Consider the following 19587-nt stretch of genomic DNA (forward strand, 5'->3'; position numbering starts at 1 on the left):
CGCACCACCCTGTCGCGCCGTCGTGGGCACACTGGCCTTCGCGCGCAGAAAGCGCGTTGTTCGACGGAAAGGATCAACATGACGAGCCATTCGGTACGTCCCGAGGACGTACTTCCCGACGGAGCCGAGAGAGCCACGTTCGACGGTCACCCGATACGGAAAGGCACGGTGGCGGCGTTCATCGCGAATGCGCACGCGCTCCGCGACGTGGAACCTGGAACCGCGGCCCACGACGAACTGATCGCGACGCTGAAAGAGCTGGCACCGCAGCTGGCAGCCATCGGAGTGTTCGAGGTGTTCGAGCCACGGGACCCGCAGATCGCCCACCTGGTGGACGCCGCGACTCAGACCGATTGACCGACAGTTTGTGCCGACTCGCCGCGGGCAATACCCCGGCCATGGCTCTCCCCTCGCACGGCCGCTTCGAGTACTCCCCCATCGTCGATCGGCCTCAGTTCGAGTGGCCGGGCGGGGCGCGGCTCGCGGTGTACGTCGCGGTCAACTGCGAGCACTTTCCGTACGACGACGGGCAGCCCGGGTTGGGTTACACACCCGCGATGGACCAGCCCAACACGTACAACTGGGGCTGGCGTGAATACGGCAATCGCGTCGGTGGCTTCCGGATCGCAGAGACACTGCAGCAGTCCGGGATTCGGCCGACATTGCTGGTCAACACCGAGGTGTACGAGCACGCCCCGCAGCTGACCGCGGCGTTCCGAGCCCTCGACGCCGAGGTCGTCGCGCACGGCCGAACGAACGCGGTGCAACCGAACGATCAAGACGAAGACACCGAACGCCGCTCCATCGAGGATGTCACCGCCACGATCGAACGACACGAGGGAACACCGCCCCGAGGATGGATGAGCCCCGGCGCGAATCCGAGCCGCGTCACCGAGGACCTCCTCGCGGAGCGCGGTTACCAGTACACCTTGGACTGGCCCGTCGACGACCAACCGGTGTGGCTACAAACCCGCGGCGGCCCGCTGCTCAGCGTCCCGTATCCCCACGAGATCAACGATCTGCCGATGTTCGTCCATCACCATCAGACCGCAGAAGCGTTCGAGCACAACATCATCGGCAGCTTCGACGAACTGAAGGAGAACTCGGCGAGGCAACCGGTGGTGCTCGCCGTCTCCGTGCACACCTTCCTGACGGGTCAGCCCTACCGGCTGCGACGGTTCCGCGCAGCGCTGCAGCACCTGACCGACAACAGCGACGGCGTCTGGTTCACCACCCCCGGCGACATCGCGGCGCATTACCGCACGGTTGCACCTCCCGTCCGATAGATCGGCAGGATCACAACCGACCTGGAGTCAGGCGGCTCGCTGTTTTCGTCGGTGGTAGCTCGGGAGGGGGTGCTGTCTGGGGTCGACGGATTCGGGTGGGATGGCGTACGGGTGTCCGTCGTCGCCCATGATCAGTTGCCAGTCGCCGTGGTGGACGAGGCGGTGGCATTCTCCGCAGACGAGCGCGAGGTTGTTCAGGTCGGTGTGGCCGCCGTGTTCCCAGAATTCGATGTGGTGGGCTTGGCACCACTGGGCTGGGCGGCCGCACATGACGCAGCAGGTGTCGCGGATGGTCAGGGCGATGCGTTGGTCGTCGCTGGCGAGTCTGGTGGTTCGTCCGAGCGCGAGGGGTACGCCGTGGTGGTCGACGATGACGGGGGTCAGGTCGGCGTCGCAGGTGACGAGCTCGGCGAGGGATCGGCTGATGGGGCCGGTCCAGTCGAGGTGGAACGGCCAGTCGGCGTCGCCCGGCTTGGGCACAGATTTCTGCCCGGCACCAGCACCACCGGCTGCTGCTTTGTTGCGAGCAGCAGCGCCTCCCCTCTCGGGAACAGACTTCCGCCCGGCACGGTCGACATCGCCACCATCACCACCGGACGCTGCTGCGCCGCGAGCAGCCATACTCCCTGGGCTGGAGGCAGACCTATGCCCGGCGCTACTACCACCGCCACCATCACCACCCGTCGCTGTTTTGTTGCGAGGACCAGTGTCGCCCGGCTCGGGGAAAAGCTTGTTCCCGGCACCATTACATCCAGCTGCTCGGCCGCCGCGAGCAGCGATATCCCCTCGAGCCACTCCATCCGGACGCGAGCCGTTGCTGTCGCCGCCGTTCGAGGCGCTCTTCGCGACCGAATCGGTGTCGCCCGAATCCGTTGCACCGCTATCGGATTGCTTGTCACCGTCGTGGGCGAGCAAGTCCCGCAGGGGAACGATCAGGTGCACCGACGCCCGCGACCCGCCCGCCGACCCGTGGGTGCCGCCGCGGAGGTGTCGGTCGAGGATCTGATCGAGTGCATCGGCCCGGCGCTTCGACGGGCTGCGTGGATCGCGTTCACCGCCGGGACCGGGTCGCGGTGCCGTCAACGGCGACAGAGCGGTGAGAAGCTTCTCGGCGAGGAGTCGGTCGATGTTGCCGCCGACCTGGAAGCGGCCGTTGGCCAGAGCTTGCAGGTCGAATCGGTTCAGGTCTAGGTTCTCCGACACCGGTCGCGGTGCAGGCGTCGGTGGAACAGGCTCGGGCGCAGGTGGTTCCGGATCGGGAGGCGTGCCGCTAGTGGTCGCTGTATCGTCTTTTCGCCGCTCCTGATCGTGGCGTTCCTGTTCCTGCTGTTCCTGCTCTCGTCGTTGTTTCTCGGCTTTCGCGTGTCGTGCTCGGGCGTCGTCGGCGGCAGCATGCGCCAAAGCCTGCGCGCGGGAGGTCACTTGGCCGGCGGTGTTGCGCATCGCGGTGTCGAGCAATTCGGCGACTATTCCGTTGCGCCGGTCCTGATTTAACGTCGGGTCGGCCACCAGAACGACGTCGTATCCCTCGGCGATGGCGGCGGCGTGAGCGGTGTGGACCCGGCCGTCGGCGAGGGCGTCGAGCACGGTGGGGTGATCGAACAGCCAGTACCCCAGTGCGTTCTGGCGGGCTGCTGACCCGTCCGTGATGCGCACCGACCTCGCGTACCAGCGGGTGACGGACGAGTGCCCGAGTTTCATCGCCAAGCCGCGGCGGTCGATGTCGGCGAGCAACGTCAATCTGGTTGCGGCGAGGGCATTTTCGAGAGAGGTCACGTCGGCGAGCTCGGAGACCAATTCCTGGTCCCCGAGCTCGAACACATCCCCCCATGTCTTCACACCACGAAAGCTATACCCACCCACCGACAGACTTTTTCGACGAGCCCCTTACAACGTACGCACGCTGTTGTTGCGCGCATTGTGGGTCAGCTCGGCCAGGCCGAGCTCTTCGAGCAACGGCGGCAAGTACATTCCGAAGCGGCCGCGGTATCCGTTCCTGAGTCCGTACCAACCGCCGACCGGATTGTCGGGCGAACGCCCCCACGCTTCGACCGTGTCCGGCGCAGCCGGCTTCTTTTCGTCCGCAGCACCGAGTAATACCCAGTCGGCGCGTTCGGTGAGCCAACCGTACAGGTCTTCGATTGCCTCGATGCGGTATCGCAAGGTCGTCGACCCCACCTGGCACACGAGGGCAGGTGGCTCGTGGTCGGGATCGCGGTACATGGTATGCCGAGGTGCCGGGGGCGGTGGTGAGAGCCCACGGGCCGGATCTGGTTCCGCTGCTGGTCATGGACGGTGTCCGTTCCGTTGACGCAGTCAGCCGACAGGCAGGAATGTCGGCCGCCTACGGGGATTGCCGTACAGGCTCGGTCAGTGTGGACCGGCCGGACCATGAGCGCAACCCCGCTCCCGACCCCGCAGGGGTCCGGGTATGTGCGTCACGGAGCGACGGTGCGGTACCGCAGCATCATTTCGTGGTCCTCGTGGTCGAGCATGTGGCAGTGCCACATGTACCCCTGCAGTTCGGTCGGCCCCGGAGCCGGCATGTCGTGACCACTCATGTCGTGACCGCTCATATCGTGACCGCCGTGGTGGGCGGCCGGTCCCGCGAAGGTGGCGTCGGGATCGAAGCCGAGTTCGTCGGCCGTCGGGAATCGGACGAGGATCTGGGTGACGGTGCCCGGGTACGTGTTGACGGTGTCCTTCCACCCGGCTTCCCAGGTGGCCGGCGGCACCGAGGGTCCGGTGAGGAACTTCTCCACCGGCGGAGCCCATTTGGTGCCGAACGTCGGCCGCGGGAAGTCGCGTTGGTACGCGGCGAGGTCGATCGGAATACGGCCAAGCGTGCGAAAGTGTGCTAGGTGCAGGTGAATCGGGTGTGGCTCGACCGTCGTGTTGACGATGTTCCACATCTCCACGGTGCCCTGCTTGGGCATCTCGATGTCCGGGTCGGAGTACCGCAGGTTGTTCAGGTTCATCAGCGTCATGTCGAGGTTCAACCCGCCGGAGGGCTGGTTCACGGTGACGGTGCGGGTGAAGGTGGGGGTCGGCAACGCGGGCAACAGATCCGGCTGCCCCTTTCCCCCGCGCAGCAACGACGGCATGCCGCCCCGGAACCCCGCCGCGGACGCGACGCGGAACTGACAGAACATCGGCATCGGGACGGCTCCGAGCGATGCGGCTTGCGCCGGCGGCGGCTCGTCGTTGAGGAGCTCGACGAGAGCACCCGACTCGACTGCGGCGAAGTCGACGAGAATGTCGGCGCGTTCGGCGGGTGCGAGTCGAATACTGGTGGTTTCCACCGGCGCATCGAGCAGTCCGCCGTCGTTTCCGATGACCCAGAATCGTAACTTGTTGGTGAAGAACAGGTTCCACACGCTGTACGACCCGGCGTTGACGAGCCGCAGCCGGTACATACCCCGTGCGACTTCCATCGTCGGCCAGATCTTGCCGTTGACGACACCGACGTCTCCGGTGCCGCCGCCTTCCCATTTACCCTGCGGCACGGTGATATTGGAGCGGATACTCATGCTGCCGTCGGGGTTCATGATCTTTTCCTGGAGTACCAGCGGCAACTCGAATTCGCCCGAGGGTAGACCCAGGGCGTTGTCGGATGTGCCGGTGTCCCACCGATCACGGACGAGGTTCATCCCGAGCAGGCCCGCGTAGACGTTGATGCGCGTCATCGACATGGCGTGGTCGTGGTACCAGAGTCCGGCGGCGTCGTTCAGACCCGAGAAGTTGTGCGTCATCGACTCACCCGGGCGCACCAGCATCTCGGAGTGCCCGTCGCTCGCCGGCTCGGTGATGGCACCGTGCAGGTGCAGTGCCGTCGGCGTCATCGTGCGATCCATCTCGCTCATGCCGTGCAGCGAGGTGTCGATGTCGGCGGCGAGCGGATTCCCCGCGGTGGTGTTGGAGTACTTCAGCGTCCACGGCTGGCCCTGCTGCGATTCGATGGTGGGCCCGAGGTAGTCGCACTGTCCGTAGCCGAACGTAGGCGCGGGCCTGAGATCGGCGTGGAATGCGTGGGTGGCGCTGTGCGCGTCCAGGCTCACCTCGGTTCCGCTGATCAGCGGCAAGCGCGGTAGCTCGTCGCGGAACGGCGTCAGCGGCGGCGAATGGAACAGCAATGGACTCTGCCCGCGGAAGAAGTCGTCGGCCAGCGCTCGACGAGTCGTCGACGCCACGGGTATCGCCGCTGCTCCGGCTGCCACTGCGGCCGCCGCCAGCCCACGTAGGGCGGTGCGTCTGGACACGGAGCCGCTCACCCGGCCACCTTCCTCCTGGTTGTGATGGGGCCCATACTATGTGCTGGTCGGCTCCCGCCGTCACCCCACACTCGGATCGTCCGGCACGTTCCTGCCGGTGGAGGGATCTATTTCGTCATGGCAACAATTTCTTTCGAGCGCACGACCAGGCTTTTTCCCGGCTCCGACACCCCCGCGGTGGATGAGCTCGACCTGCACATCGAGGACGGTGAGTTCCTCGTTCTGGTCGGCCCCTCCGGGTGCGGCAAGTCGACGTCGCTCCGGATGCTCGCCGGGCTCGAGGAGGTCAACTCGGGACGCATCCTCATCGGCGGCAAGGACGTCACCAATTCCGAACCCAAGGATCGCGATATCGCGATGGTGTTCCAGAACTACGCGCTGTACCCCCACATGACCGTCGCCGAGAATATGGGGTTCGCGCTCAAGCTGGCGAAGGCGAACAAGGAGGACATTCGCACTCGCGTCGAGGAGGCCGCCAAGCTACTCGACCTCGAGCCGTACCTCGACCGCAAGCCCAAGGCGCTCTCCGGCGGCCAGCGGCAGCGAGTTGCCATGGGGCGCGCCATCGTTCGGCAGCCCCAGGTGTTCTTGATGGACGAGCCGCTGTCCAATCTCGACGCCAAACTGAGGGTTCAGACGCGGACGCAGATCGCTCAGTTGCAGCGTCGACTCGGCACGACGACGGTCTACGTCACGCACGATCAGGTCGAGGCCATGACGATGGGTGATCGCGTCGCCGTCCTGAAAGGTGGTGTGCTGCAACAGTGCGCCACCCCGCGTGAGCTCTACCGAACCCCGGTCAACGCATTCGTCGCCGGGTTCATGGGCTCACCGTCGATGAATCTGTTCCGCGCTCCGGTCACCGACGGCGGCGTCCGCCTGGCCGATCAGGTAGTCCCGGTCCCACGTCAGACGCTCGGTTCCGCCACCGAGGTGATGTTCGGCATTCGTCCCGAGCACATCGAGATCGCGAGCAGCGGAATAGCTCTCGAGATCGACGTCGTCGAAGAGCTCGGTTCCGAGGCCTTCGTGTTCGGCCGCGCGGACATCAACGGCCGGACCGAAACCATTGTCGCTCGGGCCGATTGGCGCAGCCCGCCCGAGAAGGGCGATCGCGTTCACGTCCGCATCGACGAAGCCCATGCGCACATCTTCGACGCCTCCGCCGAAGGTCACCGCCTGAACTGACCGTCGTGCGCGTTGTGCGTACCCCTGGGGACACACAACGCGCACGACCTCAGACCAGGAGCTCGGCGATCTGAATAGTGTTGAGCGCGGCACCCTTACGCAGGTTGTCGCCCGAGACGAACAGCGCGAGTCCGCGGCCCTCGGGGACGCCCGGATCCTGGCGGATGCGGCCGACGAGGGAGTCGTCCTTGCCTGCGGCTTCCAGCGGCGTCGGTACGTCGACCAGCGAGACACCCGGTGCGGAGGCCAGCAGTTCACGAGCGCGTTCCACTGACAGCGGTGAAGCGAACTCGGCGTTGATCGACAGCGAGTGCCCGGTGAAGACCGGAACGCGCACGCAGGTGCCACTGACCAGCAGGTCGGGCAGTCCGAGGATCTTGCGCGATTCGTTGCGTAGCTTCTGGTCCTCGTCCGTCTCGCCGGATCCGTCGTCGACCAACGCGCCGGCCAGCGGCAGGACGTTGAAAGCGATGGGCGCGACGTACTTGTTCGGGGCCGGGAAATCGACCGACGAACCGTCGTGCACCAGTTTTTCGACGTCGTCGATGACGGCGCGTGCCTGAGTGGCGAGCTCGTCGACGCCGGCGAGGCCGCTACCGGACACCGCCTGGTAACTCGAAACGATCAACCGCTGCAAGCCGGCTTCGTCGTGCAGCACCTTGAGCACCGGCATGGCGGCCATGGTGGTGCAGTTGGGGTTGGCGATGATGCCGCGGGGCGGGTTCTTCGCCGCCTCGGGGTTGACCTCGCTGACCACCAGCGGCACATCGGAGTCCTTGCGGAACGCCGACGAGTTGTCGATGACGGTGGCACCTGCGGCGGCGAATCGCGGTGCCTGCTCACGCGAAAGCGTGGCACCGGCCGAGAACAGAGCGATGTCGATACCGGTGAGGTCCGCGGTGGACGCGTCCTCGACGATGATCTCCTCGCCGCGGAACGGCAGCTTCTTGCCCGCCGAGCGTGCGGAGGCGAAGAATCGAACGGTGTCGGCGGGGAAGTTGCGCTCCTCCAACAGGGTTCGCATGACGGCACCGACCTGGCCGGTGGCTCCTACGACTGCAACTGTGGTCATGGCTATCGTCCTGTTCCTGCGTGCACGACGGCTTCTTCGTCGCCGCCGAGATCGAAGGCGGCGTGCAGTGCGCGCACGGCGTCGTCGAGCTGAGTGTCGCTGCACAGCACCGAGATACGGATTTCGGAGGTGCTGATGAGATCGATGTTGATGCCGGCGTCGGCGAGGGCCTCACAGAACGTCGCGGTGACGCCGGGGTGGCTCTTCATACCGGCACCGACGAGCGAGACCTTGCCGATGTGGTCGTCGTAGAGCACCTGCGCGAAGCCGATATCGGCCTGCAGCTTGGTGAGCTTCTCCACTGCCGTCGGGCCGTCGGCCTTGGGGCAGGTGAAGGTGATGTCGGTCTTGCCGGTGTCGATCTTGGAGACGTTCTGCAACACCATGTCGATGTTGATCTCGGAGTCGGCCACGGCGCGAAAGACCTTGGCGGCGTAGCCCGGTGTGTCGGGCAGACCGACGACGGTGACCTTCGCCTCGCTGCGATCGTGTGCGACGCCGGTGAGAATTGCTTCTTCCACTGGAATGTCCTCCATAGATCCGGAGACGATCGTTCCGGGTTTGGTGGTGTACGACGAGCGCACGTGAACGGGAACGTTGTAGCGACGGGCATATTCGACGCAGCGCAGCATGAGCACCTTCGCGCCGCAGGCTGCCATTTCGAGCATCTCCTCGAACGAGACGGTCTCGAGGTGGCGTGCGTTGGGAACGATGCGCGGGTCTGCGGTGAAGATGCCGTCGACGTCGGTGTAGATCTCGCAGACGTCGGCGTTCAATGCCGCGGCGAGCGCGACGGCGGTGGTGTCGGACCCACCACGACCGAGCGTCGTGACGTCCTTGCTGTCCTGGCTGACGCCCTGGAAGCCGGCGACGAGCACGATCGAGCCCTCGTCGAGTGCGCTGCGGACGCGGCCGGGGGTGACGTCGATGATCTTGGCGTTGCCGTGCACGCTGGTGGTGACGACGCCTGCCTGGGAACCGGTGAACGACCGTGCCTCGGCACCGAGCGAGTGGATGGCCATCGCGACCAGTGCGTTGGAGATGCGTTCACCCGAGGTGAGCAGCATGTCCATCTCGCGAGCGGGCGGGGCCGGGCACACCTGCTGTGCCAGGTCGAGCAGTTCGTCGGTGGTGTCGCCCATCGCCGATACGACGACGACAACGTCGTTGCCCGCCTTCTTGGTCTCGACGATTCGTTCAGCGACGCGTCGGATACGTTCGGCGGTCCCCACCGACGATCCACCGTACTTCTGGACGATGAGAGCCACGCGTTTTACCTCCGCTGGATAGCCGACAATCGTTCGATTGTCCGCGGGTCACCTTACCGAGCGAATGCCCCGAGCAGTGGGCCGGGTAGCTCCGAGCTGGGACTTTAGGGCCTCTCGCCTGCCTTAACATGTTCAAGTGACCGTTCCCGAACATCTCCCACCACCGCCGGCACGAGGTCTGAAGGTGCTCTTCGGGCTCCCCGCCGTCGGCCGGCGTTGGCCCGGTGGACTGCGTTCGGCGCTGGCGTTCGGTGTTCCGGCGATCCTGGCGTGGCTGCTCGGCTTCCACACCGAGGCACTGCTGGTGGTCTCGGGCAGTTTCGCGGTGATCTACGGCGAGGGCCGTCCCTACCGATCGCGGTGGTGGGTGGTGCTGACCGCAGGGGCCGCCCTGGTGGCCTCGGTGTGGCTGGGCGCGACGGCCGGTCGGCTCGCCCTCGACTTCGGCGAGACCGGGTGGGCGCAGATGATCCCGGTGACCGTGTTGTCGGTTCTCGCTCTCGTCGCGGTCTACGTCGTGGCAGCGCTGCGACTCGGCCCGCCCGGAGCCTTCTTCTTCGTGCTGGTGTGCGCGGTGGCGTCGTACCTCCCTGCCGCCGATATCAGCGCGACCCGCGGTGCCGTGTGCGCGGCGATCGGGGTGGCGTCGGCGCTGGTGGTCGCGATGTCCGGGGTGGTGCGTGACCCGAGGGGTCCCGAACGGGCGGCCGTCGGTGCGGCCGTGGCGGCGATCGAGAAGTACACGACATCGCCGACGGCGTCCGTCGTCGATCGACATACCGCCGCCTCACGTCTGCACGCGGCGTGGGCCGCGGTGTACGAGGCCGGGTCGACGCGCGCGACCTCGCGCCCCGCGCTGGTACAGACCCTGTTCGATGCCCATCTCGCGTTTGCGGCCGCCACGAGGGCGCGCGCCGGCACCCTTCCGGATCCGGAAAGCGCGGTGGAATCGCCACGAGATCAGCTGCCGCTGGCTCGTCCGGGCATCGGGTATCGGTTGAAGCGGTCGTTGCATCGAGATTCGCACGCGGCGTCGACGGCGATCCGGGTGTTCTGCGCGGCGGCAGGTGCCGGCGGGATCAGTGTGGCGATGGGTTTGAGCAGGCCGGATTGGGCGATCCTCGGTGCCGTCCTGGTTCTCCAGCAGGGGCCGGATCGTGTGCACGGGACGTATCGCGGCATGCAGCGGCTCGGCGGAACGCTGGCCGGAGTGGTGCTGTTCTCGGCGATCTATCTTTCGCCGCTGACCGGTCTCGCGGTGATCGTGGTGTTGATGGTGTTGCAGTTCGCGATCGAGATCAGTGTGGCGCGCAATTACGGTCTCGCCGTCACGTTCATCACCCCACTCGCGTTACTGATGGGGACCATCTCGCATCCGGGCGCTCCACTCGGCGGCATCGTCGTCGATCGGGTGGTGGAGACCGCGGTGGGTGTCGCCCTTGCCTTCGCGGCGCTGTGGTTGTTGTTACCGGGCGCCTTTCGGCGCGCGCTGCTGTGGTCCGATCGGCGGGTTCTGGAGTTGACCGACCGATTGTTGACGGCCCTCCGAAGCGAAAACGTTTCGGCGGCAGCCACTATGGAGCTACGACGAGATGTCCAGTTCGAACTGGTCGGTGCCGCGCTCGCGGGAGCCGAAGCGGCGCACAACGATCGCCGCTGGGCGCATCGAATGTGGGAGAGGCATGCAGAGGTCGACCACCTCGGATACGAACTGCTCGCACGGTGTTGGACCGCGGACGATGTCGGACGACTGAACGACATCGATCAGTGGCAACGCAGGCACGACACCGTGACCGGAAAATTCGACTCCCGAACCCTGGGGTAGGCGGTCGGTCTGCGGTAGTACACTCACCCCATGCTGCGAGCTCTCCTTCTTAACAGCCGCGACGGGGTCTGAGACCAGACTGGCTTCCCGTCGCGGGGTTCGTTGCGCCGGTCGAACACCATTGCTCTGATCTGTACGGAGAGACGAAGACCATGTCACCAGCCGACGCATTCACCTCGGGATCTCGCACCATCACCCCGCCCTCGCGGCCCGCTCCCAGCGACCAGCCAGCGTGGAACACTCAGAAGAACTCCTCGATGCCCACGTTCCGTTATCGGCCGTTCGCCGAGGAAGTGGAGCCCGTCACCCTCCCCGACCGCACGTGGCCGGACAAGATCATCGACCGGACGCCACAGTGGTGTGCAGTCGATCTGCGCGACGGCAACCAGGCGCTGATCGATCCGATGAGTCCCGCGCGCAAGCGCCGCATGTTCGACCTGCTGGTCCGCATGGGCTACAAGCAGATCGAGGTCGGCTTCCCGTCCGCCAGCCAGACCGACTTCGACTTCGTCCGCGAGATCATCGAGGACGGCGCGATTCCCGACGACGTCACCATCCAGGTTCTGACGCAGTGTCGTCCGGAGCTGATCGAGCGCACGTTCGTCGCGTGCGAGGGCGCTCGCAGCGTCATCGTGCACTTCTACAACTCGACGTCGATCCTGCAGCGCAAAGTGGTGTTCCGGGCCGATCGTGATGTGATCAAGAAGATCGCGACCGACGGTGCTCGCAAGGTACTCGAAGAAGCAGCCAAGTTCCCCGATACCGACTGGCGCTACGAGTACTCCCCCGAGTCCTACACCGGCACCGAACTCAGCTACGCAAAAGAGGTGTGCGACGCAGTCACCGCCGTCATCGATCCGACGCCCGAGAAGCCTCTGATCCTGAACCTGCCGGCCACCGTCGAGATGGCGACGCCGAACGTCTACGCCGACTCGATCGAGTGGATGAGCCGCAACCTCGATCGCCGCGACAGCATCGTGCTGTCTCTGCACCCGCACAACGACCGCGGAACCGGTGTTGCCGCAGCCGAACTGGGCTACCAGGCCGGTGCCGATCGCATCGAGGGATGCCTGTTCGGCAACGGTGAGCGCACCGGCAACGTCTGCCTCGTCACGCTCGGCCTCAATCTGTTCACCCGCGGCGTCGATCCGCAGATCGACTTCTCCAACATCGACGAGATTCGCCGCACGGTCGAGTACTGCAACCAGTTGCCCGTCGCCGAACGCCACCCCTACGGCGGAGATCTGGTGTACACCGCGTTCTCCGGCAGCCATCAGGACGCCATCAACAAGGGCCTCGATGCCATGAAAGTCACGGCAGACGAACAGGGTTCGGACATCGGTGACATCACCTGGCAGGTGCCGTACCTGCCCATCGACCCCAAGGACGTCGGACGCACCTACGAGGCCGTCATCCGCGTCAACTCGCAGTCCGGCAAGGGCGGCGTCGCGTACATCATGAAGTCCGATCACGGACTGAACCTGCCGCGTCGCCTGCAGATCGAGTTCTCCCAGGCCGTCCAACGCATCACCGACGGTGAGGGCGGCGAGGTCTCGCCCAAGGAGATGTGGGACGTCTTCGCCGAGGAGTACCTGACGCCGATCCGTCCGCTCGAGCGCATCAAGCAGTCGGTACAGGCCGCCGAGGTCGACGGCGGAACCGACACCATCACCGCCACGGTCAAGGTCGACGGCGTCGAGCAGGAAATCTCCGGCTCCGGCAACGGACCACTCGCCTCGTTCGTCGACGCGCTGTCGACAATCGGTTACGACGTCAGCGTCCTCGACTACTCCGAGCACGCACTGTCCGCAGGCGACGACGCCCAGGCCGCGGCCTACGTCGAAGCCTCGGTCACCTCGCCTACGGGGGTCGCCACCACGGTCTGGGGCGTCGGTATCGCGACGTCGATCACCACCGCGTCACTGCGTGCTGTGGTTTCTGCCGTGAACCGCGCGCTGAAATAGTTTTCTCTGCACGACGACACGCCGCTCACCTTTCGGGGTGGGCGGCGTGTTGCGTTGTGGAGCCCTCACGAAACGAAGCGGGCGCGGTCGACGTGTGGCTCACGCGGATTTCCGGTCGACGAAAGGGACCAAAGACCCGTGTGCACGGGGTGCCGCAAATGCCACACTGAATCAGCCGTCGGGGCACCTTGGAGAATGGAAGTTCGCCATGGATTCTTTCTGGGATTTTCTTTGGCTTCTCATCGTCGGGTTCGCCTTCGTGGCCTACCTCATGGTGATGTTCTCGATCATCGGAGATCTTTTTCGGGACCACAAGACATCCGGGTTCGTCAAAGCCCTGTGGGTGCTCTTCCTCATCGTTGCGCCGTTCCTCACCGCGCTGGTCTACCTCATCGTGAACGGCAGCAACATCGCCAAGCGTCAGGTTGCCGCCCTGCAGCACGCACAGGACCAGCAGGAGGAGTACATCAAGCACGTCGCCGGTCGATCTGCGTCCGAAGAGATCGCACACGCAAAGGCGTTGCTGGACAACGGAACCATCGATCAGGACGAGTTCACGACGCTGAAGGCCAAAGCGCTGTCCTGAACGTCGCTTCCGCTCCGAACGCATCGAGCACAGCGGCGATCGCGGGTAGTCGCCGCGCATCCGTCCTCGTCGCGAGTTCGTAGATTCGCCCGGCTCGAACGCCGGCGAGCTCTCGACGTACCAGGCCCGGATGCACAACGGCGTAGCGCGGCATCAACGCCACTCCGTGCCCGGCCGCGACGAGTGTTTCGGTCACTCGAAAGTCGTTGATGCGTTGGACAACTCGCGGCTGAACTCCGGTCACCGAGGCCACGGAGAGCAACACGTCGTCGACCGGAAAACCGCCGCGAACGCTGATCCACCGCTCGTCGATCAAGTCTCGCAGATCGATCGAGCCTTGCTGCGCCAGTGCGTGATCGAGAGGCAACACCAGATCGATGGGCTCGCGCATCAGGGTCGTCACCTCGATCCGTGGACCCGCCGTCGACGGAGCTCGGTCGTCTCGGTGGGTGAGCACCACGTCGTAATCGGCGAGTAGCTCGGGCACCGAGGATGCGGGCAGGTCCTCGTCGCGCGCATCGATGTCGACGTCCGAGTCCGCCAACCGCGTCAGGACCCCGGGCAGCAGCAGTGCCGCGCCCGACGGGAACAGCGCAACTCGGACGCGTCCCCGCGGAGACGCTCGATACCGATCCATTTCTGCTGTGGCGCGGGCGAGGGCAGCGAGGACCTCGTCGGTTCTGAGTACCAGTGCCCGCCCGGCGTCGGTGAGGCGCAGCCGACGCCCGTCCGGTTCGAGCAATGTCACGCCGGCCTCGCGCGCCAGCAACTTGAGCTGTTGAGACACCGCCGACGGAGTCATCGACATCGCCTCGGCGACCGATGCAACGGTTCCGCGGTCGGCAAGCTCAGCGAGGATCCGGAGCCGCTCCACATTCATACAGAAAATCTTAACTGTTGGTGCGGATATATTCGATTGTGCTGATTGTTTGCACCCGTCACGATAATGGGCATGACCACTCGCGACCGCCTCCTCGGACTGACTGTCGCCGTTCTGTGGGGACTGAACTTCCTCGCCATCCGCGTCGGGCTCGACCACTTTCCGCCCTTCTTCTTCGCGGCACTGCGCTTTCTGGTCATCGCAGTTCCGGTCGTGATGTTCGTTCCGCGACCGAAGGTGCCCCTGAAATGGTTGTTGCTCTACGGCTTCGGCTTCGGTTTCCTGCAGTTCGCCTTCCTGTTCGCGGCGATGGCGGCAGGCATGCCGACGGGATTGGCGTCGCTCGTGCTGCAGTCGTCGGCTCCGTTCACCGTCGTTCTCGGCGCGCTGCTGTTACGCGAACACGTGAGCCGCAGGCAGGCAATCGGCATCGGTGTGGCCGTCCTCGGCATGGTTCTCATCGGGTGGGATCGCGCCCAGAACGCCACCCTGATTCCTGTCGTCCTCACCCTGCTCGCCGGTCTGGGCTGGGCCTTCGGCAATCTCGGGAACCGACTCGCCAAGTCCGACTCCCCGATGACACTGATGCTCTGGATGACCGTCGTACCGCCGGTGCCGATGTTGGCGCTGTCGGCGGTCGTCGAGGGCCCGAGCACGGGCTGGCACGCGCTGGCCGACTCGTTCGGTTCGCAGGGCTGGCCCGGTCTGGTCGCGTTGGCGTACATCGTGATTCCCGCCACGATCGTGGGTAGCGGCCTGTGGAGCATCCTGATGAGCCGCAACCCGGCCGGTCTCGTCGCACCGTTCTCGCTGCTGGTTCCCGTCGTCGGTATCGCGGGTGCCTGGGCGTTTCTCGACGAAACCCCGTCGCTGTTGGCCCTGCTCGGCGGAGCGATCGTCATCGGCGGCTGCCTGGGCGGAATGGCTGCCAGGAAGCCGACCCCAGTTCTGGAGAAAGTACCGGTATGAGGGCGGGAGTGGAGCCTGCGGAATGAGCGAGGGGTAGCAAGCGTCGACGTGAAACTGCACGCTCTTCTGTGCCAGACTCGGCGGATGGCTGAACTGGGTGAGCGCAGACGTATCGGCGCCCGTGGCCGCGTGGCATTACGCGCGGCGGAGCTGGCGACGTGGGCGTCCCGCAAGGCGGGCCGAGGCAAGGGCTCGATGATCGGTGGTCTGGTCGCGCTCAAGATCGATCCGACCATTCTGGGCGGCCTGGGCCGAGGGCGACGCACCGTCATCGTCACCGGCACCAACGGCAAATCGACTACGACGCGGATGACGGCGGCAGCACTGGCCACTCTCGGCGACGTCGCCACCCAGGCCGACGGAGCCAACATGGATGCCGGCATCGTCGCGGCACTGCACGCTCATTTCGACGCCGAGCTGGCCGCCCTGGAGGTCGACGAGCTCCACGTCCCCCACGTATCCGACGCGGTCGATCCCGCGGCGATCGTGCTGCTGAATCTCAGTCGCGACCAGCTCGACCGCGTCGGCGAGATCAACATGATCGAGCGAGCCCTGCGCGCCGGGTTGGCCCGTCATCCCGACACCGTCGTCATTGCGAACTGCGACGACGTCCTCGTCACCTCGGCGGCATTCGATGCTCCGAACGTCGTGTGGGTCGCCGCGGGCGGCGGCTGGGCCGGCGACTCCGTCAGCTGCCCGCGTACCGGCGAACCCATAGTCTGGGACGGCGAGCACTGGTACAGCACCGGCAGCGATTTCGAGCGTCCGACGCCGGATTGGTGGTTCGACGACGAGAATCTCTACGGCCCCGATGGGCTCGTTATACCGATGACATTGGCGCTGCCCGGAAAGGCCAACCGCGGCAACGCAGCTCAGGCCGTGGCCGCAGCCGTCACTCTCGGCGCAACACCTGCCGACGCCGTCGCAGCCGCATCGGGAGTCGACGAGGTGGCCGGACGCTATTCCACCATCCAGTACGGATCGCATTCCGTCCGAATGCTTCTGGCCAAGAATCCGGCCGGATGGCAGGAAGCACTGTCGATGATCGATCCCACGTGCGACGGTCTCGTCATCGCCGTCAACGGACAAGTACCCGACGGTGAAGACCTGTCGTGGCTGTGGGACGTGCGTTTCGAGCACTTCGAGGACGTCGCCGTCGTCGCGGCCGGTGAACGCGCGACCGACCTGGGCGTCCGCCTGCTGTATGCCGGTTCGCAGCACACGACCATCGCAGATCCGTTGCAGGCCATCGCATCCTGCCCGCCGGGACGCGTCGAAGTGCTGGCGAACTACACCGCGTTCCGCGATCTCGGTCGCGCACTGGCACGGGAGACCAAGGATGTCTGAGTCCACCGTTCGCATCGGCCTCGTTCTGCCCGACGTCATGGGCACCTACGGCGACAACGGCAACGCCCTCGTTCTCCGCCAGCGACTGCGGATGCGAGACATCGACGCCGAGGTCGTGCACATCACCCTCAACGATCCGGTCCCGGATTCGCTGGACGTGTACACCCTTGGTGGAGCAGAGGATTCGGCTCAGCGCCTCGCGACGCGTCACCTCACCCGATACCCGGGCCTGCAGAACGCAGCTGGTCGCGGTGTGCCGGTACTCGCTATCTGCGCCGCGATCCAGGTGCTCGGGCACTGGTACGAGACCTCCGCAGGCGAACGCGTCGACGGCATCTCCCTCTTCGACGTGACCACCGCGCCCCAGGCCACCCGATCCATCGGTGAAGTCGTCACCGAACCCACGCTCGGCGGTCTCACCCAGAAGCTCAGCGGATTCGAGAACCACCGCGGCGGAACGACACTCGGGCCTGATGCCGCACCGCTCGCCAAGGTCACCCACGGGGTGGGCAACGGTGTCGGCGACGGGCGTGAAGGCGTCGTGCAGGGTTCGGTGTTGGGCACCTACATGCACGGGCCGGTACTCGCCCGAAACCCGGAGTTGGCGGACTACCTACTCGAACGGGCTTTGGGCACCACTCTCGCTCCCCTCGACCTCCCCGAGGTTGCGCGACTCCGCAGGGAGCGGCTCCGCCGCACGTGAGTGAAACTTCGTAGCCCACTACGATTTTCCACTCACGACGTGCACCGTTCACAGGGGTACGACGAGTCGTTCCATCCCTCTCTGACCAGCACCTCGCGGACTTCGCGGTACACACCGCACGGGTCTTCGGCCACTTCGTGCCAGCCGTACATCAGCCGCGGCAGGTTTCGTAGCTCCGCGGCATTGTCGCGTCGTCGATCGCGAAAACGCCGCTGCTTGGCGGAGTGGAAAGCCTGGCCGTCCAGCCTGACGATGAGGTCGCATATTTCGTAACGAATGTCCTCGAAGAGCTGACGGCCGTCGACGAAGACCGGTGCCTGTCGCTTCCCGGCCGGAAGTCCGTGCGCCTGTTCGACATCGAGCACGTAGCGGTGCTCCAGCGCAGAATGGACCCCGTCGCGCATGAGAGCCAACGTGTGCAGAATCGCCTTCAGGTAGCGCATCGGCCGTCGGACCTCGATCTTGCGCGTCATTGCCGCGACGTTCACGCCGCCCGATGACATCGCTGAAACCAGCGTGATCACCGCCTGCCTCGACGACGGTTCTGCGACTGTCAGATCCAGCACCGTGTCGGCAGCGCTCGTTCGCGCCGGATTCGTCTCGACGCCGATGTGGCTCATGGCTCGGGAACGGTGCACGATCACGCCGGGATGAATTTGTTCATTGCTCTCCGACGTGAAGTTCTGCTTGGCGTGTCGCATTGTCGGCGGCCTGCTGATTGCCGAGCACCCGTAGGGAACGGTGAGATGAACCGGCCCAGAACCGACCCGACGCCACCCCCACTCCTCAGCGGCGGTGGTGTGGCTGAGCAACGCTCCCCGGCCCGCGAACAACAATGCCGCCGACAGCTGCATCTCACGAGTCAGCGGCCCGTTGGTCACCGATATGACTCCGCGAAACACCCTGAGCCACTGCCCAGTTTCCACACAGTGGTCGATGGAGTCCTTGTTGACCCCGTTCTCGTGCATTTGCTTCGTGGTGATGATTCCGTGCTGATCGTCCAGTAGTCGCTGCCAGGCACCCGCCGGTCTCGTCCTCATGTACCTCAGGATGGCCGGTTTACGGTGACCGCGTCAGAATCTATCCACAGGCTGTGGATAGACCGGGTCGTGAGTGGAAACTCGACCCCTGCTACGAACTTCCACGCACGTGCGGCGAAGCCGCTCTCACATGCGACGCCTACCGGTGAGAGCTCGGCCGAGTGTCAGTTCGTCGGCGAATTCGAGGTCTCCGCCCATCGGCAGGCCGGAGGCGAGACGGGTGATGGCGAGACCGGGGAAATCGCGCATCATCCGCACGAGGTACGTAGCAGTTGCTTCGCCCTCGGTGTTGGGGTCGGTGGCGATGATGACCTCGGTGACGTCGACGCCGTCGTCCTGAGTTCCCACGCGGGTCAACAACTCTCGGATGCGCAGCTGGTCGGGGCCCACTCCGTTGAGTGGGTCGAGCGCTCCGCCGAGTACGTGGTACCGGCCTTTGAATTCGCGCGTACGTTCCACGGCCTGAACGTCTTTGGGCTCTTCGACGACGCAGATCATGGACCTGTCACGTCGGGAGTCGGCGCAGATTCGGCACAGTTCCTTGTCCGATACGGTCCCGCAGACGATGCAGAACTGCACGCCGTCGCGGATGCGCTGCAACGCGCGCATGAGGCGATCGACCTCGGGTGGCTCGACGGCCAGGAGGTGAAACGCTATGCGCTGAGCGCTCTTCGGACCGACTCCGGGGAACTTTCCCAGCTCGTCGATCAGATCCTGTACGGGACCTTCGTACACTCGTCTCGCCTAGAAGCCGGGTAGTCCGAGGGAGCCGCCGCCGAGACCGCCTGCGAGGGGGCCGAGCTTCTCGCTCGCTACGTTCTGCGCTGCCTTCGACGCGTCGGCGATGGCACCGATCACCAGGTCCTGCAGTGTCTCGACGTCGTCGGGATCGACGATCTTGGGGTCGATGGTCAGTCCGACCACTTCGCCCGTTCCCTTGACGGTCGCGACGACGAGTCCGCCGCCGGCCTGGCCGGTGACCTCGGTTTCGGCGATCTCCGCCTGTGCCGCCATCAGTTGCTGCTGCATCTGCTGAGCCTGCTGCAGAATCGAGGCCATGTCGGGCTGTTCACCGGGTTGCACTGTGCCGTCCTCTCGCGTGGGTCGAAGCGAGCTCCAGCGTAGTCGCACGGTGTCGGACGACGTTCGGCCGCACGATCGGATTCGACGCTCGGCTGACGTTCCGTC

17 protein-coding genes and 1 pseudogene are annotated in these 19587 nt (G+C 65.4%); 9 read left to right on the plus strand and 9 right to left on the minus strand.

Annotation, left to right across the window (positions count from 1 at the left end; all coding sequences use genetic code 11):
- Positions 1–78 precede the first annotated feature (78 nt).
- Together AB0P23_RS12690 and AB0P23_RS12695 are read left to right on the plus strand one after the other, a co-directional pair.
- Positions 79–357, plus strand: coding sequence for a hypothetical protein (locus tag AB0P23_RS12690; RefSeq protein ID WP_363797764.1), 279 nt, complete (start codon positions 79–81; stop codon positions 355–357).
- The gene (locus AB0P23_RS12695) at positions 354–1286 is read left to right on the plus strand and encodes a polysaccharide deacetylase family protein (protein ID WP_363797766.1); all 933 of its coding nucleotides are present in this window, start codon (positions 354–356) and stop codon (positions 1284–1286) included. The genes AB0P23_RS12690 and AB0P23_RS12695 overlap by 4 nt, the downstream gene beginning before the upstream one ends.
- A gap of 27 nt (positions 1287–1313) precedes the next feature.
- On the opposite strand, the gene AB0P23_RS12700 is transcribed toward AB0P23_RS12695, so the two are convergent.
- From AB0P23_RS12700 to AB0P23_RS12710, 3 genes and pseudogenes are all read right to left on the minus strand, one after another.
- Positions 1314–3125, minus strand: a complete 1812-nt coding sequence (locus tag AB0P23_RS12700) for an HNH endonuclease signature motif containing protein (RefSeq protein ID WP_230593451.1) — start codon at positions 3123–3125, stop codon at positions 1314–1316.
- Positions 3126–3173: 48 nt separating this feature from the next.
- A pseudogene (locus tag AB0P23_RS12705) lies at positions 3174–3533 on the minus strand (DUF6855 family protein); the annotation flags it as partial.
- Between the two features lie 191 nt (positions 3534–3724).
- Positions 3725–5557: a multicopper oxidase domain-containing protein gene (locus tag AB0P23_RS12710; RefSeq protein WP_032373783.1), complete on the minus strand. Its 1833-nt coding sequence runs from the start codon at positions 5555–5557 to the stop codon at positions 3725–3727.
- A 117-nt stretch (positions 5558–5674) separates the two neighbouring features.
- Between AB0P23_RS12710 and ugpC the strand changes: the two genes are divergently transcribed.
- Positions 5675–6745, plus strand: coding sequence for a sn-glycerol-3-phosphate ABC transporter ATP-binding protein UgpC (gene ugpC / locus AB0P23_RS12715; RefSeq protein ID WP_287453944.1), 1071 nt, complete (start codon positions 5675–5677; stop codon positions 6743–6745).
- Positions 6746–6794: 49 nt separating this feature from the next.
- Here the strand turns inward: ugpC and AB0P23_RS12720 are convergent, their stop codons facing one another.
- Entirely contained in the window at positions 6795–7817 is a 1023-nt protein-coding gene (locus AB0P23_RS12720) for an aspartate-semialdehyde dehydrogenase (protein ID WP_027494522.1), read from the minus strand.
- Positions 7818–7819: 2 nt separating this feature from the next.
- Positions 7820–9085 (minus strand): aspartate kinase, encoded by a 1266-nt coding sequence (locus AB0P23_RS12725; protein ID WP_027494523.1) that lies wholly within the window; start codon positions 9083–9085, stop codon positions 7820–7822.
- A 136-nt stretch (positions 9086–9221) separates the two neighbouring features.
- On the opposite strand from AB0P23_RS12725, the gene AB0P23_RS12730 reads away from it, so the two are divergent.
- The 3 genes from AB0P23_RS12730 to AB0P23_RS12740 all read left to right on the plus strand — a co-directional run bounded on the left by AB0P23_RS12730 (position 9222) and on the right by AB0P23_RS12740 (position 13460).
- Positions 9222–10910, plus strand: a complete 1689-nt coding sequence (locus AB0P23_RS12730) for an FUSC family protein (protein WP_032400329.1) — start codon at positions 9222–9224, stop codon at positions 10908–10910.
- Between the two features lie 152 nt (positions 10911–11062).
- Entirely contained in the window at positions 11063–12874 is a 1812-nt protein-coding gene (gene leuA, locus AB0P23_RS12735) for a 2-isopropylmalate synthase (RefSeq protein ID WP_032400330.1), read from the plus strand.
- 208 nt (positions 12875–13082) lie between these two features.
- Positions 13083–13460, plus strand: coding sequence for an SHOCT domain-containing protein (locus AB0P23_RS12740; protein WP_057472559.1), 378 nt, complete (start codon positions 13083–13085; stop codon positions 13458–13460).
- Here AB0P23_RS12740 and AB0P23_RS12745 read toward each other — a convergent pair.
- Positions 13429–14340: a LysR family transcriptional regulator gene (locus AB0P23_RS12745; RefSeq protein ID WP_032384094.1), complete on the minus strand. Its 912-nt coding sequence runs from the start codon at positions 14338–14340 to the stop codon at positions 13429–13431. The two genes, AB0P23_RS12740 and AB0P23_RS12745, sit on opposite strands and share 32 nt — an antisense overlap.
- A 72-nt stretch (positions 14341–14412) precedes the next feature.
- Here AB0P23_RS12745 and AB0P23_RS12750 point away from each other — a divergent pair, with 72 nt between their 5' ends.
- The 3 genes from AB0P23_RS12750 to AB0P23_RS12760 all read left to right on the plus strand — a co-directional run bounded on the left by AB0P23_RS12750 (position 14413) and on the right by AB0P23_RS12760 (position 17359).
- The gene (locus AB0P23_RS12750) at positions 14413–15309 is read left to right on the plus strand and encodes an EamA family transporter (RefSeq protein ID WP_363797771.1); all 897 of its coding nucleotides are present in this window, start codon (positions 14413–14415) and stop codon (positions 15307–15309) included.
- Between the two features lie 84 nt (positions 15310–15393).
- A complete protein-coding gene (locus AB0P23_RS12755) occupies positions 15394–16656 on the plus strand; it encodes a Mur ligase family protein (RefSeq protein ID WP_287453939.1) in 1263 nt (420 codons plus the stop codon).
- Positions 16649–17359, plus strand: coding sequence for a glutamine amidotransferase (locus AB0P23_RS12760; RefSeq protein ID WP_287453937.1), 711 nt, complete (start codon positions 16649–16651; stop codon positions 17357–17359). The genes AB0P23_RS12755 and AB0P23_RS12760 overlap by 8 nt, the downstream gene beginning before the upstream one ends.
- A gap of 32 nt (positions 17360–17391) precedes the next feature.
- Here the strand turns inward: AB0P23_RS12760 and AB0P23_RS12765 are convergent, their stop codons facing one another.
- From AB0P23_RS12765 to AB0P23_RS12775, 3 genes are all read right to left on the minus strand, one after another.
- Positions 17392–18399 (minus strand): type IV toxin-antitoxin system AbiEi family antitoxin domain-containing protein, encoded by a 1008-nt coding sequence (locus tag AB0P23_RS12765; RefSeq protein WP_222058216.1) that lies wholly within the window; start codon positions 18397–18399, stop codon positions 17392–17394.
- A gap of 126 nt (positions 18400–18525) precedes the next feature.
- Positions 18526–19134 (minus strand): recombination mediator RecR, encoded by a 609-nt coding sequence (recR, locus tag AB0P23_RS12770; RefSeq protein WP_027494532.1) that lies wholly within the window; start codon positions 19132–19134, stop codon positions 18526–18528.
- 9 nt (positions 19135–19143) lie between these two features.
- Positions 19144–19482 (minus strand): YbaB/EbfC family nucleoid-associated protein, encoded by a 339-nt coding sequence (locus AB0P23_RS12775; RefSeq protein WP_027494533.1) that lies wholly within the window; start codon positions 19480–19482, stop codon positions 19144–19146.
- Positions 19483–19587: the final 105 nt, after the last annotated feature.

Source organism: Rhodococcus sp. NPDC077669, assembly GCF_040686915.1.
Classification (GTDB): Bacteria; Actinomycetota; Actinomycetes; order Mycobacteriales; family Mycobacteriaceae; genus Rhodococcoides; species Rhodococcoides fascians.